19 protein-coding genes and 1 riboswitch are annotated in these 15,246 nt (G+C 46.8%); of the genes, 10 read left to right on the forward strand and 9 right to left on the reverse strand.

Annotated features, from left to right (window positions below):
* Window positions 1–756, forward strand: a 756-nt coding sequence (locus K2Q26_12850; GenBank protein ID MBY0316408.1) for an SDR family oxidoreductase, incomplete at its 5' end; no start/stop codon positions are given.
* A 14-nt stretch (window positions 757–770) separates the two neighbouring features.
* Here K2Q26_12850 and K2Q26_12855 read toward each other — a convergent pair.
* The 4 genes from K2Q26_12855 to K2Q26_12870 all read right to left on the reverse strand — a co-directional run bounded on the left by K2Q26_12855 (window position 771) and on the right by K2Q26_12870 (window position 3,742).
* A complete protein-coding gene (locus K2Q26_12855; protein MBY0316409.1) occupies window positions 771–1,265 on the reverse strand; it encodes a hypothetical protein in 495 nt (164 codons plus the stop codon).
* Window positions 1,266–1,351: 86 nt separating this feature from the next.
* Window positions 1,352–1,843: a hypothetical protein gene (locus K2Q26_12860; protein MBY0316410.1), complete on the reverse strand. Its 492-nt coding sequence runs from the start codon at window positions 1,841–1,843 to the stop codon at window positions 1,352–1,354.
* Window positions 1,844–1,853: 10 nt separating this feature from the next.
* A riboswitch (purine riboswitch) is annotated at window positions 1,854–1,951 on the reverse strand.
* A gap of 76 nt (window positions 1,952–2,027) precedes the next feature.
* Window positions 2,028–2,726, reverse strand: a complete 699-nt coding sequence (locus K2Q26_12865) for a hypothetical protein (protein ID MBY0316411.1) — start codon at window positions 2,724–2,726, stop codon at window positions 2,028–2,030.
* Window positions 2,723–3,742, reverse strand: coding sequence for a guanosine monophosphate reductase (locus K2Q26_12870; protein MBY0316412.1), 1,020 nt, complete (start codon window positions 3,740–3,742; stop codon window positions 2,723–2,725). The genes K2Q26_12865 and K2Q26_12870 overlap by 4 nt, the downstream gene beginning before the upstream one ends.
* A gap of 23 nt (window positions 3,743–3,765) precedes the next feature.
* On the opposite strand from K2Q26_12870, the gene K2Q26_12875 reads away from it, so the two are divergent.
* Window positions 3,766–4,434, forward strand: a complete 669-nt coding sequence (locus K2Q26_12875; protein MBY0316413.1) for an exopolysaccharide biosynthesis protein — start codon at window positions 3,766–3,768, stop codon at window positions 4,432–4,434.
* Here the strand turns inward: K2Q26_12875 and K2Q26_12880 are convergent.
* From K2Q26_12880 to K2Q26_12890, 3 genes are read right to left on the reverse strand one after another with little or no spacing between them, the layout of a single operon-like run.
* Complete coding sequence (locus K2Q26_12880) at window positions 4,431–5,768, reverse strand: AarF/ABC1/UbiB kinase family protein (protein MBY0316414.1); 1,338 nt, start codon at window positions 5,766–5,768, stop codon at window positions 4,431–4,433. The two genes, K2Q26_12875 and K2Q26_12880, sit on opposite strands and share 4 nt — an antisense overlap.
* Window positions 5,769–5,777: 9 nt before the next feature.
* A complete protein-coding gene (locus K2Q26_12885; GenBank protein MBY0316415.1) occupies window positions 5,778–6,365 on the reverse strand; it encodes a hypothetical protein in 588 nt (195 codons plus the stop codon).
* A gap of 4 nt (window positions 6,366–6,369) precedes the next feature.
* Window positions 6,370–6,993: a redoxin domain-containing protein gene (locus K2Q26_12890; protein MBY0316416.1), complete on the reverse strand. Its 624-nt coding sequence runs from the start codon at window positions 6,991–6,993 to the stop codon at window positions 6,370–6,372.
* Between the two features lie 171 nt (window positions 6,994–7,164).
* Here K2Q26_12890 and K2Q26_12895 point away from each other — a divergent pair, with 171 nt between their 5' ends.
* The 3 genes from K2Q26_12895 to K2Q26_12905 are packed head-to-tail and all read left to right on the forward strand — an operon-like array spanning window position 7,165 to window position 9,007.
* Entirely contained in the window at window positions 7,165–7,482 is a 318-nt protein-coding gene (locus K2Q26_12895; protein ID MBY0316417.1) for a multidrug efflux SMR transporter, read from the forward strand.
* A 1-nt stretch (window position 7,483) separates the two neighbouring features.
* On the forward strand, window positions 7,484–7,882 hold the full coding sequence (locus tag K2Q26_12900) for a hypothetical protein (protein MBY0316418.1): 399 nt from the start codon (window positions 7,484–7,486) through the stop codon (window positions 7,880–7,882).
* A 51-nt stretch (window positions 7,883–7,933) separates the two neighbouring features.
* Complete coding sequence (locus K2Q26_12905; protein ID MBY0316419.1) at window positions 7,934–9,007, forward strand: methyltransferase domain-containing protein; 1,074 nt, start codon at window positions 7,934–7,936, stop codon at window positions 9,005–9,007.
* Here K2Q26_12905 and K2Q26_12910 read toward each other — a convergent pair whose 3' ends face one another.
* Window positions 9,008–9,943, reverse strand: a complete 936-nt coding sequence (locus K2Q26_12910) for a hypothetical protein (GenBank protein ID MBY0316420.1) — start codon at window positions 9,941–9,943, stop codon at window positions 9,008–9,010.
* A 35-nt stretch (window positions 9,944–9,978) separates the two neighbouring features.
* Between K2Q26_12910 and K2Q26_12915 the strand changes: the two genes are divergently transcribed.
* Entirely contained in the window at window positions 9,979–10,560 is a 582-nt protein-coding gene (locus K2Q26_12915) for a hypothetical protein (protein MBY0316421.1), read from the forward strand.
* A 391-nt stretch (window positions 10,561–10,951) separates the two neighbouring features.
* On the forward strand, window positions 10,952–11,527 hold the full coding sequence (locus K2Q26_12920; protein MBY0316422.1) for a hypothetical protein: 576 nt from the start codon (window positions 10,952–10,954) through the stop codon (window positions 11,525–11,527).
* Here K2Q26_12920 and K2Q26_12925 read toward each other — a convergent pair.
* Window positions 11,524–11,970 carry a cell wall hydrolase gene (locus tag K2Q26_12925; GenBank protein MBY0316423.1) on the reverse strand — a complete coding sequence of 149 codons (447 nt, stop codon included), beginning with the start codon at window positions 11,968–11,970 and terminating at the stop codon, window positions 11,524–11,526. The genes K2Q26_12920 and K2Q26_12925 overlap by 4 nt on opposite strands.
* Before the next feature lie 257 nt (window positions 11,971–12,227).
* Here K2Q26_12925 and K2Q26_12930 point away from each other — a divergent pair, with 257 nt between their 5' ends.
* From K2Q26_12930 to K2Q26_12940, 3 genes are read left to right on the forward strand one after another with little or no spacing between them, the layout of a single operon-like run.
* Window positions 12,228–13,679, forward strand: coding sequence for a hypothetical protein (locus tag K2Q26_12930; protein MBY0316424.1), 1,452 nt, complete (start codon window positions 12,228–12,230; stop codon window positions 13,677–13,679).
* Between the two features lie 57 nt (window positions 13,680–13,736).
* On the forward strand, window positions 13,737–14,528 hold the full coding sequence (locus K2Q26_12935; GenBank protein MBY0316425.1) for a DUF3050 domain-containing protein: 792 nt from the start codon (window positions 13,737–13,739) through the stop codon (window positions 14,526–14,528).
* Between the two features lie 2 nt (window positions 14,529–14,530).
* Window positions 14,531–15,190 (forward strand): hypothetical protein, encoded by a 660-nt coding sequence (locus K2Q26_12940; protein MBY0316426.1) that lies wholly within the window; start codon window positions 14,531–14,533, stop codon window positions 15,188–15,190.
* Window positions 15,191–15,246: the final 56 nt, after the last annotated feature.

Below are 15,246 nucleotides of genomic sequence, written 5' to 3' on the forward strand. Positions count from 1 at the left end.
TTAGATCAGAGGGAAAGTATGGATTTAAAAATAAAGAATAAAAAAGCATTGGTCATGGGCGCATCCGCTGGTCTCGGCCGTGGAATTGCGGAGGCTCTAGTCCAAGAGGGTGTGGAGGTGGCCATTTGCGCTCGCACGGAAGCCACTCTCAGCAAAGCCCAAAAAGAAATGGGCGCAAAAAAAGCTTACACCTGCGATCTCACGCAACGCCATGCCGCTCGGACTTTGACGGAAAGTGCGATCAAAGATTTGGGGGCCTTAGATATATTGGTGATCAATGCCGGTGGCCCCCCTAAAGGAAGCTTTGAACAAGTGACCGAAGAGCAGTGGCGCGAAGGCTTTGAGTCTCTATGGATGAGCACGGTGGATTCGATCAAAACGGCTTTGCCACTAATGAAAAAGAATAAATGGGGACGCATTTTGATCGTCACATCGGTGGCGGCTAAAGAGCCTATTCCTAATTTAACAGTTTCCAATGGTTTGCGGGCCGGGCTTTTAGGTCTGGTTCGATCCATCAGTCACGAAGTGGCCGAGGATGGGATCACAATTAATGCTCTTCTCCCGGGATACACTCAAACGGAGCGTCTCACGGAGTTGGGTGTGGATATCACCCAGATGACTCAAAAGATCCCTGCAAGGAGGCTCGGAACGACGGAAGAGTTTGGGGCTCTCGCGGCGTTTCTCGCCTCTGATCTTGCAGGTTATATCACCGGGCAGATGATTTCGGCGGATGGGGGATCGACCAAAGGCATCTAGTCTCTATACCCGATTTATTTTTCTACAAATTCAAAGGGCTTAAACGCTTCACCGCGAATGGCTCCGAGAGTTAGGAAGCCATCAATCGCGTGAGTCGCAGCGCCGATCATCTCACCCAGGGACTCGATTCGCTTCGGCGAGAAGTCCTGCTTCTGCCGGAGGGAGTCCTTGTGGCGGGAGAAGGTGGATTGGATTTCTCCAATGAGTTTTCTCTCGCGGGTGCGAAGGACGTTAAAGATCACCTCGAGAACGCTGGGGTTGGCTTCGTAAAGCTGAGTCCCCGCTTCGACTTTGTCGATCTTTAAGATCACCTTGTGATCGATCATTTCTTTGAGGGCTATGGATATAAGCCCCTTGGAGACACGGAGCTCCTTAATGAAGTAGCCCGCATCTCGGGGAACATCACTGAGGAACAGAAGTGTCCAAATTTTTCCGTGAATTTTTTTGAAGCCCCAGTATTCTGTGAAGCTTCCGATAAGGGCGGCCAGTTCCGAACTTTCTGATCTCATGTTTAGTACTCCTTAAACTTTATGGCTTTTTATAGCCTGTTTCCCTCGAAAGGTAAAGTTTAATATGTATTAAACAAAAAGATCAACTATTTCTTGGGTTTGGGTAGGGTGTTGATAATCGCCAAGACCTCTTCCGGACTCTTGCGGTAGTGTTTCATATCCAAAACCAGCACCACAGCGTCTTTTTGACGGAGCATCCCTTCGGCCATTCTTTCGCAAAGAATTTGTTCTACGGGATCCGTTTGCGCGTAGATCTCTTTATATTGTGGCCAAAGATTGGATTCCTCATTGCTTCCACCCGCACAAAGGGGAATGAGATGATCGATTTTGAAGTTCTCTCGGCCGAGATCGAGGATTTCAAAGCCAAGATCATTCTCGTAAACTTGAATCACCTGATTTTTTTTGGATTTGGAGACGTTGCGTTTGCAGTAAGGAATCTTTTCCGGATAGCGATATTCATCGGGATTCGTGCAAAGAGCGCCGGGTGTCTCTTGATGATCGGGCTCCAATGGAAAAGAGTTTTTTGCGAAAACGCTGTTGCACGAGATGACAACAAGCAGGCTTACACACCAGTTCAATAGAGTGCTGTATTTCAAATGTCCCCCAAATAGAAGTGCCTTTACGGTGCACTGTAGAAACGCCGGACCTTATCTCCAGCTTATATTTGCAGATTTAAAAGTAGACGATTTTGTAAAATTTTCCAAGCATTGATTTCGCAAAAACCCGCAAAGGGCTGACAGAACGGGCCTTTAGAGGTGTCAGCTATTGCCGAATTCCGGTAGAGCGGGGGACCACTTCCACCGATTGGATCTCTTGCTGTGGCGCATTAAAGGTCACTGAATAGATCAGCAGCGACTTTGTGTCCTTTCGGCTCGCGCAAGTGTGCTCGATTGAATTCTGGTCACATCGAACGGATTCATTGTTTTCACCTTTAAGAAAAAAACAATGCTCTCGCCCCGGATTATTAAAGACTTCATCCAGCGAAGATGAGGATGTTTGGCGAACCGCCGCCTGCCAAATATTCTGAGAGGCACTGGCTCCGAGACGAGCGTATTCGCTGGTCACCAAAAGATCCGTTCGAGCTTCGGTGACCCCGTCGCGCAGCACCCGAATTTGTAAAGACTTAAAGTGAAGGCTTCCCTTCGGGGTGGCCGCCGTCAGCATCGCGTGACTGACTTGATTCATAGAGAGCGTCACCGTGCCGTTTTCGATAGGGCGGTCTGGAGATCGAATTTCGGTTCTCTGAGTGGTGAGGTTGTTCGCTTGCGTGCGAGATTCTATGCTATTGGAAGTCAAACCGGTTTGGCCGATGTTCGTCTCGATGGAGTAATTTCCTGAGAGCACGATGTCTTGGCCTTTCGACCAAGAGCGGCGACAAAGACCGCGAAATTGAATTCTGAGTTCGCCTTCCGGAGGAACCGATGCCGCATGGACCAGTGAAATCAAAATTAAAAAAATCATTTTACTCCGCGATCAAGAATTCCGTGAGCCACACTCTCGCGTTGGCTCGCGGGCGTGATGGTCATGTAAGATAGTTTCCTCTGAAGCTCGCGAATGTCAATGGCGCCGCCATAGGTAAGACCGGAGCGAAGGCCTCCGCGGATGTCGGCGATAATCTCTTCGTGATTTTCTCTGTAGGGGACATGAAAACTAACGCCTTCGGCAGTTTTCCATTCCGGCATGGGACCAAATTGATCTTCGACCGCTTCTCGTGAGGCCATTCCGCGATAGGATTTGGTTTTTTTGCCGTCAGGACTCACATTGACTTTTCCTGGAGTCGGCGTTGTGCCTGAGAGCATTCCTCCCAGCATGACGAAATCAGCGCCAAAGGCGATGGCCTTTACAATATCTCCGGGAGTTCTTAATCCGCCGTCGGCAATCAGCGAACGGTCAACGCGTGAGCATTCCTTTATACTAAAAAGAGTCGGAACTCCAAAGCCCGTTTTCACACGGGTGGTGCACGCCGAGCCTCCGCCAATCCCTACTTTAATCATGTCTGCGCCACACGAGGCGAGGTAATCGGCGCCGGCATAGGTGGCGACATTTCCAGCGCAGATCAATCGGTTCTCACCGATCACTTCTCGCACGTGTTTGATCTGTTGCCCCACGTATTTAGCGTGGGCGTGGGCGACGTCGATAATAAAATAGTCGGCGCCCGCATCTCTTAGGGCTTCCACGCGCTGTAATTCGGCTTCGCTAATTCCGCAGGAGACAAAAGCAGGGAACTTGCATTTTTTAAACTCGGCCACGTTATCCTCAATGCTCATGAATCGATGGAGCGCTCCCATGCCGCCATTCTTACCCATAAAGTTCGCCATTTCGGATTCGGTGATGGTGTCCATGTTCGAGGAGATCACTGGCAAGTCCAATTTTAACTTACCGGTCTTATCTGTGACTTGAGTGGTTACGTCTCGACGAGACGTGTGGTGATTGTAAGCTGGAACTAGTAAAACGTCGTCAAATGTATGAGCATCCATAGATTTTTCCCCCAAAAAGGGAGATGATTGAACCGATTATGAGCGTAGGTCAAGCGAAACACGACGAAAAACCCCATCAAAAACACGATAGCAAACACCGTCGGATTTCTGATTTTTTAAACGATTTAGAAGCAATGAGTAAAGATCGTCCTTTGACGCTCGAAATCCTGCTCACCGAGCTGGGGCCTCAGCGTTACGGTTTTTTAATTCTGCTTTTGTCTTTCCCATTTTTGCTGCCGATTCCCATTCCCGGTTTGTCCGTTCTCTTTGGACTGATCATCACCGCGGTCACGATCGCGTGGATTTTTTCATCGGAGCCGTGGATTCCTGAAAAATTTAAAAGTGCTCACTTACCACAGACGTTAATTCAAAAAGCTCCGATCCTCGGGAGAAAAATATTTGCGAGAGTTGAGTTTCTCATTCGGCCTCGCTTCATCTTTATGTTGGATTGGTGGATATTTAGAGTCATCATCGCCACGGCGATCATCACGGCCGCATTGTTTCTCGCCCTACCCCTGCCTCCGGGAACAAACTTCCCTCCAGCTCTCATCATTTTTGCGTTAGCCTTTAGTATCATCGAGCGCGATGGGCTTCTGGCTTTATTGGCGATCGGAGGATTTGTCGCGGAAATCTATTTATTTTCCGAAGTGATCACTTACCTCTTCCACTGGGTCCATTCCTATTTTGTTTAGTCTGGACCTGTGAATTCTGTTTCGATCAATTTTTGCCAGTAGGGAGTTATATCGATTTTGACTTCCATCTTTCGAAGAAGATTGAATAATCCTCCGAGTTTTCGATGTAAAAAGATGATGTGATGTGGGGGTGGGGAGTACTTGAGAGAAAGAGTAAATCGCTTTCCTGCATCTTGAAGGGCTTTGCCGTAATCGGCATTTGCAAAATCGAAGGGCTGCATCTCGGCCATAAAGGGCTGAATCGAAAGGCGCATGAAATCAGCGTAGTTTTGTTTAACGCTATCACTTTCGCGAGGATCTAACAGATTGAAATTTTCTGAAGCTTCGATCATCGCTTTTGCATCGAGAGAATAAAACGCCAGCAAAACTTTTTTATAATCCTCGACAAATTTTTTCTCAAAGACTTGGGTGGAGCCAAAATCCAACAGGACTATTTTTAATGGGTTTTGTTGAATCAGAAAGTTTCCGTAGTTAGGGTCGGTTTGGACCATTCCCCACTGGTAAAATTCGTGGCAGTAAAGATCCAAGATCCAACGGCCGACATTTTCCCGATCGTTAAGGCTCGGTTGGGTTTGCAGCCACTGGTTAAGACTGAGTCCGTCCTCAAGACTCATCGTCAAAACGCGAGAGGAGCAATAGTCATCGTAAGTGCGGGGCACCAACAAATGATCTTTGAGACTCGAGTTTCCCACAAGTTTTCGATAGCGATTAAGAAAGTCTCTCTCTTGAACATAATCCGCCTCTTGTTTTAACAGACGTTTGAACTCTTCAAAGAGGCTATCTAGCGGTATTTTTTTATTACTCACGGTGAGGAACATCGAAACCATTTTTTTCAGAATTTTAAGATCCGCGTCGATGGATTCTCGCACCCCGGGATATTGAATTTTAATCGCCACAGGGTCCCCATTTAAAGTCCCTTTGTGAACCTGTCCCAAACTCGCGGCAGCAAAGGGCTGTGGATTTATCTTCAGTTCCTCGAATTTTTTTTGACCTAACTCACTTTGCACCACAGGTTGTACATCTTCGAACTTGAGAGGATCGGCCATGTTTTGAAGCTGTGATAAAACCTCGAGAGCTTCGGGGGGAAGAAGATCGCTACTATCTAAACTTAAAAGTTGCCCGGCCTTCATGGCGGCGCCCTTCAGTTGAGATAAATTTTCGGTAAGTACTTTGGCTTGCGCGATTCTCGTCTTGAGCATCGCGGGAGCCTTGGCTTCGATTTGCGAGGCTAGAGAATTTTTGATCCGTTGAGTGACTTCGTGCTGAGCGATCTTGCTCGCCATGCCGAGAAGTTGAGTGGTGCGAGAAAACGTGGATTTTTTAAAATTGGACATGAGGGCATACTACCACCAACTGTCTTCGGGAGGGAGAATCTCTTTTTGTTTGACGACGCGTCTATAAACATTCTTGTAGCGATGTTGCGACGATTTGAGCGGAATGTGTTTGAGATCAATAAGATACTGCTCGGCTTGCCATAGATTCTTGGACGATGCTCGCCAATCCGATTGAATCTCGTCGAGGTGAGCCACCTGGTATCCTGTAATTTTTCCTGTTCGATCGATGTAGTGGTCGTAGTAGCTCCAGACCAAATCGCGCAACGATCGAAAATGAGGCCTGCGGCCATGAAGACCATCATCTCGAGATCTTGAAATAGCTCCCCAGCGGTTCTCTTCCTTAAATACGTAAAGAACATGGTCTAAACCGTCTCGGCTCTCCATACTCAAAAGTATGGGAGGATAGCCGTGAATCTCAAGAATGGCCGCCGCAATGAATGTGGCCTCCAGGCAATGCCAGGTTTTCGCACGAAGAGCGGCCTCGGCGGACCTCACTGTCTCGCCCGATTCCTCTTCGTTGTAGGGATGCTGCCGCAAAAAGGCTTGAACCTGCTGAGGGGTACTCAGCACGCTGGCCATTTGCCGTATGAGTTTCATAAACCTAGTACTTCACCGCGCAGCCGTAAGGCTTGGTCGATGCATTGGTGATATTTTTCTTGGCCTTAAGGTCTTCAAACGCCGCCGTGATATAGTTTGTGGCTTTAGCGATTGTCGCCGGATCGGAACTTGAATCCGAATCAATGGCCCCGGCATAGACAACTTTTCCGTTGGGATTGACAATGAACACATGCGGAGTGGTTTTGGCCCCGTAGGCTTTTCCCATCTTTCCATCGTTATCCAGGAGAAGGGCGGTGCTATTCATTCCTGACGTCGTCATTTCCTTTTTGGCATCATCTTGGGAAAGGTGGCCTTGTTTGCCGGGTGCCGACGAGATCACCGAGAGCCATTGAGCCGAAACTTTTTTGTTATCGAATGTGATCTCTTTATCGCCAACAATTTTCTTTTGAATCGTTTGCATGTTATTGGCGCCATAATGTTTTTTGACATAAGGACAATCCTTGTTGAACCATTCGAGGACGAGATATTTACCTTTGAAATCAGCCAATTTATAAGTTTTGCCATCTTGAGCACTTAGAGAAAAATCGGGAGCGGCTTTGCCGACTTCAGCATCTGCGAACGCCAATTGAGCGGCCACCAAAACGAAAAGTACACTTAAAAATTTCATGGAAGACTCCTTTTTACGGAAAGTTTTTGTCGTTCATTTTAACCAGAGATCGATTTCTCTAATTTTATGCAGCAAAAGCGTCTGACGCAACGTTGTTGAGGGTTTGACTCAAGGTTGCAGAACCCCTAGTTTTACGACACTGCACTCTACGGCAGATAAAACAGAGGGAATATGGCTTGGGTGTTTGTAATCATAGCAGGTTTTTTTGAAGTCGGGTTTACGACCTTTATGAAGTTATCGGAAGGTTTTAGTCGCTGGCCTTACACTCTTGGCTTTGTCACCAGCGCTGGGATTTCCTTCTACTTATTAACCTTGGCGACCCGAACACTCTCTTTGGGTACAGCTTATGCGGTATGGACCGGGATTGGGGCTTGTGGCACGGCCCTGGTGGGTATTTTGTTTTTTCAAGACAGTGCGAACCCGTTGAGATTGTTTTTCCTGGTGTTAATTATTGCATCTGTTGTTGGGCTAAAATATGTCGAAGGATAGAATGATGACCCCCGAAATGAAAAAAAAATGGCAGACGGTTTCGACCACACTCTTATTACTCCATAAGAAATTTATGGAGTGGCAATTCTCCGAAACCGAAAAGGCCCGCGGACCGATCAACAATCCAAACACAAGATTACAGCTTTTGCTTTCGGACTCGGAATTTCAATGGTTTCGCTGGATGAGCCAACTTGTGACTCAGATTGATCACGTGATGGATTCGCGGGATCCAATCAGTGCAGAGGCTTGGTCGTTAAATCAATCGCAATGGGTGGAGGCCTTTAAATCCAACACGGGTGTTGAATTCCAGGATAAACTCAAACTCATCGGGCAAAATAACCCCGAATTGAACAAGTTATACTCGGCTCTGGTCGAAATATTGATCCCCACCCAGCATTGATCTAGGCCTTTTGCCTGAAAGCACTTGCGGGGGGGCTTTGTTTCGCCTATTTTGCAAACCATGGTTGCCGATTTACTCAAAGATTCACTCAATAAGCTTGTTGATAGAGGATGGGATCGGGTGCACACCGTGCTTCCGACTCTGCGAAGTGTTTTTTATATTCTTGAGGGGCTCCCGATCCAACAGATCAGCCGTATTGTCTCTGGAATTCAGATGCCACCTCCGACTAACGAAGAATTACGGACCCTCCTTAAAGAGACTTTTTTGATTCATGAGCGCGACCATCACAATATAGTCGAGGGATACTACCCGAGAGCGGCTCAGGATTTTGAATCTCCGGTGGATCACGTTAAAACTTTGATTGATGTCCTCTGGGATGGAACCAAAGTCGCGTGGAGAATGCGCAAAAAGAATCATCGTGATTTTTCTGAGGAGACCCTACGAGAATATTCAAATCTTCCAGACTACTATCTTCGGAATTTCCATTTCCAATCTGATGGATATTTAAGTGACGCTTCGGCGAAACGTTATGAGCATCAGGTCGAAATTTTATTTGCGGGCACCGCTGGCGCTATGAGACGGGAGCTGATTCCGCACCTTAAGAATCGCCTTGGGGGTCGCGAGCCATCACAGATTCTCGATTTAGCAGCCGGTCCAGGAACTTCGACAAAGCCGTTGGCAATGGCTTTTGAGACGGCCCGAATCACCGCGGTCGATCTCAGTGAACCCTACCTTCAGTTTGCGAGAGAGCGATTCTCGAATCTCAAAAATATCGATTGGGTCGCTGGCGACGCCACTCAATTAAAATATCCAGACAATCACTTCGATTGCGTTTGCTCGACGTATTTGTTCCACGAACTCCCCCGTGAAGTTCGTATGCAAGTTTTAGCGGAAGCGTATCGAGTCTTAAAGCCCGGAGGAGTTTTAGCGATTGCTGACTCCTTACAGTGGGATAGCGATTCTCGGTTTAACTGGGCTTTGGAAAGATTCCCCGTGGTGTATCATGAGCCCTTTTACAAAAACTATCTGATGGTTCCCCTCGAACCCCTCTGCAAAGAGGCGGGGTTTAAAGACGTGAAATCGTATACTTCATTGCTGACAAAGTACGTGGTTGCGGAAAAATAGTTATTTTAACCAACGCTTACGTTTAAACCAGAAGTAAGTTCCGATAATAAACGTGAGCATTATCATTAGAGTCATCGGGTAGCCGTACTCCCAACGGAGCTCCGGCATCTTATCAAAGTTCATTCCGTAAATTCCCGTGATCACATTTAACGGGAGTAAAAAGACCGAGAAAATGGTTAAGACTCGCACGACCTCGTTGGTTTCGTGCGAGGCCTCCGTTGTTTTTTGGGTGGCCATGGAGATATGAAGGTTAATTAAGCTCGTCACGCTTTCGGTCAATTCATCAGCGTAGAAGAACAGTGCTTCGGCGTTTTCTTTAACGTCCTGCCAGTGCGACGTCTGTACGTCATAGGTCGATCCCATTTTCGGAAGTAAATCGAGAGAGGCCCGCATGATTCGCCGAAAAACGAAGGCCTTGCGTTTCAAATAATAGCCTTCCTTAATTTTAAAAGATTTAGCCCCTTGGACATGAAATACACCCATCTCTAATTGTTCGAGCTGATTGAGGCCGCGATCAATCGGGGAGTCGTAGGTGGCAATCATGCAGCGAAATAAGTCGGCCACGACATCGTTCATGGAACAGTTATCTGTCTCGTGATTGTGCCAGCGTTCGCGAATTGCGGCTAAGTAGGGCTGATCTTTACGATGAATAGTGATCATAAAAGAGCTGGTGATAAAGATGGCCAGTTTACGAGTCAACTCTTGCATCGAATCGGCGTCTTTGGGGGCGTTTTCGTCGTACGCGCGAAGGATGATAAAATTCATTCCATTATTGAGCTTTTCGAACTTAGGAAGATGTTCCGGATCTAAACAATCCAAGATGGTATGCTGAGGCAAACCGTATTTCTCACTGATCTCGTCGATATCCTCAGGGGAAGGATCGATGACATCAATCCAATCAATATTTTTGCCGCCCACGTTGATTTTAGTAATCATATATTCAGGGTAGGAACAGGAGAACATCCCGTCAAGTGGCAGTTGCCAATCTCGGTAATTTTCTTTACCTTGCGCCTATGGAAAAAAGCACATTTGATACGATCGTTAAAACTCTGCGAGACCACACTCCGACGGAGGCTCAAGTCGCGTGGGACGATATATTTCGTCACAGAGAGAGCGATCTCTCTCCGCAAAGAGGATATTTTATCGAAAGTGAAGCGGATAGGATATTCCAATGCGCTCTGGAGAAGTTGCGAAGTCGATTAAGTCACCCCAAGACCTCAGCGGAGATCGCCCAGGCTTGGAATGAGGTCTGTGCGGACTTCCATGGAAATCAATACTGGGGCTTTTCTCCCACGCGAGGGGCCCCACCGAGGAAGCCATTGTTTAAACTGACGTCGGTTGAAAAAGAATTGCTACCCTATGTTTGGGCTTTTGCTCAAGCGGCCATCGTTATGAAGGTCGTGATCTATTACTTTGGAATCAGAGCCTCTCACGATACGACACTGTCGAACAATTTGTTCGTCGGGTTCGCAATATTATTTTCCTTTGGATCGTTATTCTTTTTTGCGTGGAGACACCACAAAAAACAGAAAAATGATCAAAACGAATATTAATACTGAAACCACCCATCCTATCGGCCCACACATCGAAAAAGATCGGTAATTTAAAAGACAATTTTCTTGATACAAATAGAAGAAATGACCGTAAAAGGTCGGTATCAATATCAACAGAGAAATGATGGTAGCAATGTGACCAGCTCTCATTTTACTATTGTAAATGAATAAAGTTTAAATCGCGAAGGGATTCATTGGTCTCCTTGGCAATCGTTTGCACCTCTCAATTGGAGAAAGAATCCACAATGATCGGGTTCCTTCGAGGGTGTCGAAATTTTTGACAGTTTGTCCCCTTTGGTGAGTTTTTTTCAATCGTTCATGTGTTTCTGCTCAAATTTATATTTTTGTGTTATCTCCATTTTATTAATTTTATCGACACAAGGTTGCCTATATGAAATTTGTTTTTTTAGCTCTAGTTTCTCTTTCAGTTTTATCCGCGCAGGCTCAATACAACGAACCCACATCGACTTCGGAACCGCGAAAGGCTCCGCGCGTGGGTGAAATTTCCTACGAGGATCAAGAGCGAGTTCGTACGCGAGTGGAGACTCTGGATCTCACTTCGCTTTCGTTTGGGCCAGGTTGGGCTTCGGAGCTGAATAACGAGAATACGTTCTATTCGATTCAACTGGCTCGTCATTGGGAAGTGAATCCGAATGCAGAAATCCGTCTGAGTGGTCACGCCGCAATCCCGTCCCGTCAGGGCGGTGCTTGGCTATCAGGAATGATCGGAGCCGGTTATTTGTTTTCGGTGGAAGACGTATCGCCCATCGCCGGACTTGAATTTGGTTACGCCTATGGAAACGTTCGACATGGTCCTGACGCAAAAGGGTTTGCCGTGGGTGCATTTGCGGGAGTTCGAATTTTTCGAACCGCTAAAGCCCAGTTGAGTCTCGAAGGTTTTGTCCAATCGATTATGGATAATAGTAATCCCACAATGGGTGGATTTCGCGTGGGCCTTCTCTTCTAGCGGGAGGCCGGAGCTCGATCGTTACAGCTAAATCCCCAGTGACCGCCGATTTTTCCTTTGGCGAGACAGCGACTGGAAAAGCTGGCATTCGGGGAGATTTGTTTTTTATAGGAATGGAAATGGGTGATCCCATTGGGTCCTTTGCGGATCGCTTCTTTGGTGGCTTTTGCAGCGGCCACACCATAACCACGACGAGGCGCAAACTGTTTGGGTGCATAAACCACTTCGCACAAAGTTTTTTGATAACCTAAATGCAGGCGGGTGAGGATGACCTGACCGACAAATACTTTTCCTTCGTGCGATTCTCCGCGCGCCTCGCCATGAATCGCCTCGGCCATGCAGCGCTCATGATAGGAAAGGGAAGGCCCTTCCATCGTCGAGCAGGCCGAGGTCAAAAGCGTCACGGCGACGAACAATAAAAATTTACTCGATGATAAACGCACATAGAACTAACGGCATAAATCATGATTTTCGTAATACCTTGTCATAGAAAAATTGATTGGGCCAGGTCTCGCTTTTGTTGTATTCTGAGACTGGCTTTCTAAAGCCGGAATGGAGGTGGTGTTATGACTTCATGTTTAAGTTGTAGTGCCCCCCTCGAGATTAGAGGGGGCATTTAGCTCTAAAGCGGCAAGACCACTTGCCGCTTTTTTTTGAACACGACCAACATCCCAGGATCCCTGTAACGATTTCATCGAGTTTGAAATCGAAAATATGTATTGAAAGTCAACTGGAGACAGGTAAATTCCAACCCCATATGCAGGTTGAAGTCACACCGCAAACGGGAGATGGGCTTTTAGCATTAAAGCTTCCGTCTCAGTTTTCGAAATACACAGTGAGTGAAGGTGAACTTTACGTTCGAGGTGTTTTGCCTTGTCCTCCGTCCACTCTCGCCGCGCGCCTCGAGACACAGACGGACATCGCCGAGATCAAGGGCACCTTTGCAGCGGTTCTCCAAAGTCGCCGACAGGGCACCATTGCCATAGTGGATCACTTGGCAAATTATCCACTCTTTTATTCCCAAAACAAATTAACAAGTATTTTCGCCGACATCTTACACAGCGATCTCAAAGAGGACACGGTTGGGACCGAGATGATTTCGCTGCTCACAGGCCATACGGTGGGGTCGGTGACCAATCGTCAGGGTGTTTATCGTTTGCAACCGGGTCATGTCCTTTTTCGGGGGACGCAGAAGAAATACTTATCCCTCTCCGAGGCTGCGCACACCGACGAGGAAGATACGACGAAGTTCCAAGGTATCGTCGAGAAAGTCTTCCTCGATAATGTGGCGGATCACAATATTTTGGTTATGAGTGCTGGGCGTGATTCAGTCACCATGGCGGGCATACTTAAAAAACTAAAACTTCTCGATAAATTCGAAATCATTCATATCTATTCCGAGCTTCAAACGAAAAGCGAGATTCATTTTGTGAAGGACATCGCTCGAGAGATGGACATCAAGGTTCACTTTCATCGGCAAGATCTGGTCGATCAACTCCCCGAGCAGGACCGACTTCGGCAAAAATGCTTCTGGAGGGAAAATGCGTTTCCTCTCAAAAAATTAGCCGTGAAAAAATTTGTGAAGTCGGGGACGCGCATTTGGCATGGAGAAATCGGGGATCAGTTGTTCGGAGGACCGAAGGACGGGATCTTTTTGAAGATGCTCAATCAACTCCCCCAGTTTGATCTCGAAGATATGAGCCGCCTTTGGCTCACTTTGGCAAATACCAGTGGCCACTATCACGGCACCCACCTTTCTCCCGATATTCGTTATCTCTTGCAAGATCCAGAATTTGCGTCACGAGTTCCTGATATCCAAAAAGCCATCGGCGAAATCTACGAGACGATTCAGAAGATTTTGGTCAACGCCCCTTCCAAGTTTTGGATCGAGCGGTGGATGAGGGTGAATCTTGAGATCAAGGGGCCGTTTAGAGTTTGGGGCTACAGCCAGTGTGATCTGGACTGGTTTGCTCCATTTGCGCAGAGAGACGTCATCGACGCCGCTTTGCCGCTTTCCATCACGAAGAAACTCGGTCCAGATGGCCGGATTCGTTGGATTTTTTACGATCTTTGGAGGGAATATGTATCTGACATTCCCTGGAAAAAAAGCAAAAGCGGGATCTCCATTCATCGCCCCGATCGATTTAGATAAAACACCGTGTTACATTTTATTGCCTTAACCCCAACGGTATTATAAAAATCGAGTCTTATGAAATTGCCACAAAACAAGATCCTCGCTCGAAAAAGAGCTCTCTACGAGCATCCCTTGTTTGCGCAAAATATAATTAAATCCCTCGATGATTTACATATTTTTATGGAGCATCACGTGTTCGCGGTGTGGGATTTTATGAGTCTAATTAAAACTCTTCAGCATCATGTTTGTCCCAGCACGACCTGTTGGTTACCGACGCCGAATATTCGTAATGGCTCAGCTCGACTCGTTAACGAGATTATTCTGGCAGAAGAGAGCGATATCGATATCGATGGAAAGAGCTCGATCAGTCATCATGATCTGTATTGCCAGGCGATGCTTGAAGTGGGAGCGGACGCCAATCAGTTTGAAGAATTTATTGAACAAGTTCGTCATCTCGGGTTTTGGGAGGCTCTGGACACCTCTACGGTTCCGGCAGCGTCCGCCCACTTTATGAGAAAAACGTTTCAGTTTGTTGAGAGTGGAGAAGCTCATATCGTGGCCGCAGCTTTTTGTTTTGGACGAGAGACGATCATTCCCGATATGTTTACGGGGCTCACACAGAGTTTAAGTATCTCCAAATTGGACTGTCCCAAATTTCACCACTACCTTGAGCGCCATATCCAAATCGATGGGGGAGAGCATGGCCCGGCTTCGATCGAGCTTGTCGAAAATCTTTGTAATCACGATCCAGTACATATTCACGAAGCCGAACAGGCCGCTTTAGAGGCCATCGACGCTCGTATCAAACTTTGGGATGATGTGATGGCTGTCATTCAAAATGACCGAGCGGCGTGGAGGCATAACTAGTTATGGATTTCTTCAGCCCTCAAGTTCGTATTCCCTGGAACTATTTTTTAATCGACGCTGAATCTAAATTGATTCTGGCACGTCCGAATTCAATTAATGTAACGAAAGCGCTTTCGGAGGGCATTCTGAATACGGGTCTTAAGGCCTTTGCTTACGAAAATTTAAAAATAAAAAATCCAGACTTAGACATTAATGCCATTGATGATGAGAGTGAATTCTATAAATTCGAGCGAGGTTATCTCACTCGGATTGACGAAGAGTTCATCAGCGATGAGCTCCGTGCGAAGAAGACCCTCGCACTCCATCGCCAAAAGTATTTAAATCTTTTAGAAATTTTTTGTATGAAGAATGTGCTTGAGCAGTCTCCGTATTTTTTGGGTACACTTTCGGATGCGGTGCGGATCAGTGTCGATGCCTCCGACGATTCTCGCCAAAATTATCATCCTGCTGTTGGCGAGTATGCCAAGATTGACAACATTCCTGCGGAATCGGCTTATGCCGAACTCAAACTCTATAATGACTCCATCGTCCATTTACAGTTAAGGTCTTTTGCCATTTTTAAAAAGTTTTCTCGCAAGATCAATGCGGTTTTTAAACTTGCCGAAATGGAGAACTGTTACACCGCTGCCAAACAAGAACTCTTTTTTAGGTCGAGAATATGATACTTTCCCCTTTCTTAAAAAACGTCTTTGGCTCATCATCTCGTCCAACGGAACGA

The sequence above is a fragment of the Bdellovibrionales bacterium genome (assembly GCA_019750295.1).
Taxonomy (GTDB): domain Bacteria; phylum Bdellovibrionota; class Bdellovibrionia; order Bdellovibrionales; family JAGQZY01; genus JAIEOS01.

Excerpts from the sequence above, each read along its gene's own strand:
- K2Q26_12910 (MBY0316420.1), bottom strand. The coding sequence starts at position 9,943 with ATGATTACTAAAATCAACGTGGGCGGCAAAAATATTGATTGGATTGAT.
- K2Q26_12890 (MBY0316416.1), bottom strand. The coding sequence starts at position 6,993 with ATGAAATTTTTAAGTGTACTTTTCGTTTTGGTGGCCGCTCAATTGGCG.
- K2Q26_12880 (MBY0316414.1), bottom strand. The coding sequence starts at position 5,768 with ATGTCCAATTTTAAAAAATCCACGTTTTCTCGCACCACTCAACTTCTC.
- K2Q26_12865 (MBY0316411.1), bottom strand. The coding sequence starts at position 2,726 with ATGATTTTTTTAATTTTGATTTCACTGGTCCATGCGGCATCGGTTCCT.
- K2Q26_12940 (MBY0316426.1), top strand. The coding sequence starts at position 14,531 with ATGGATTTCTTCAGCCCTCAAGTTCGTATTCCCTGGAACTATTTTTTA.
- K2Q26_12900 (MBY0316418.1), top strand. The coding sequence starts at position 7,484 with ATGATGACCCCCGAAATGAAAAAAAAATGGCAGACGGTTTCGACCACA.
- K2Q26_12870 (MBY0316412.1), bottom strand. The coding sequence starts at position 3,742 with ATGGATGCTCATACATTTGACGACGTTTTACTAGTTCCAGCTTACAAT.
- K2Q26_12855 (MBY0316409.1), bottom strand. The coding sequence starts at position 1,265 with ATGAGATCAGAAAGTTCGGAACTGGCCGCCCTTATCGGAAGCTTCACA.
- K2Q26_12935 (MBY0316425.1), top strand. The coding sequence starts at position 13,737 with ATGAAATTGCCACAAAACAAGATCCTCGCTCGAAAAAGAGCTCTCTAC.
- K2Q26_12920 (MBY0316422.1), top strand. The coding sequence starts at position 10,952 with ATGAAATTTGTTTTTTTAGCTCTAGTTTCTCTTTCAGTTTTATCCGCG.
- K2Q26_12885 (MBY0316415.1), bottom strand. The coding sequence starts at position 6,365 with ATGAAACTCATACGGCAAATGGCCAGCGTGCTGAGTACCCCTCAGCAG.
- K2Q26_12895 (MBY0316417.1), top strand. The coding sequence starts at position 7,165 with ATGGCTTGGGTGTTTGTAATCATAGCAGGTTTTTTTGAAGTCGGGTTT.
- K2Q26_12875 (MBY0316413.1), top strand. The coding sequence starts at position 3,766 with ATGATTGAACCGATTATGAGCGTAGGTCAAGCGAAACACGACGAAAAA.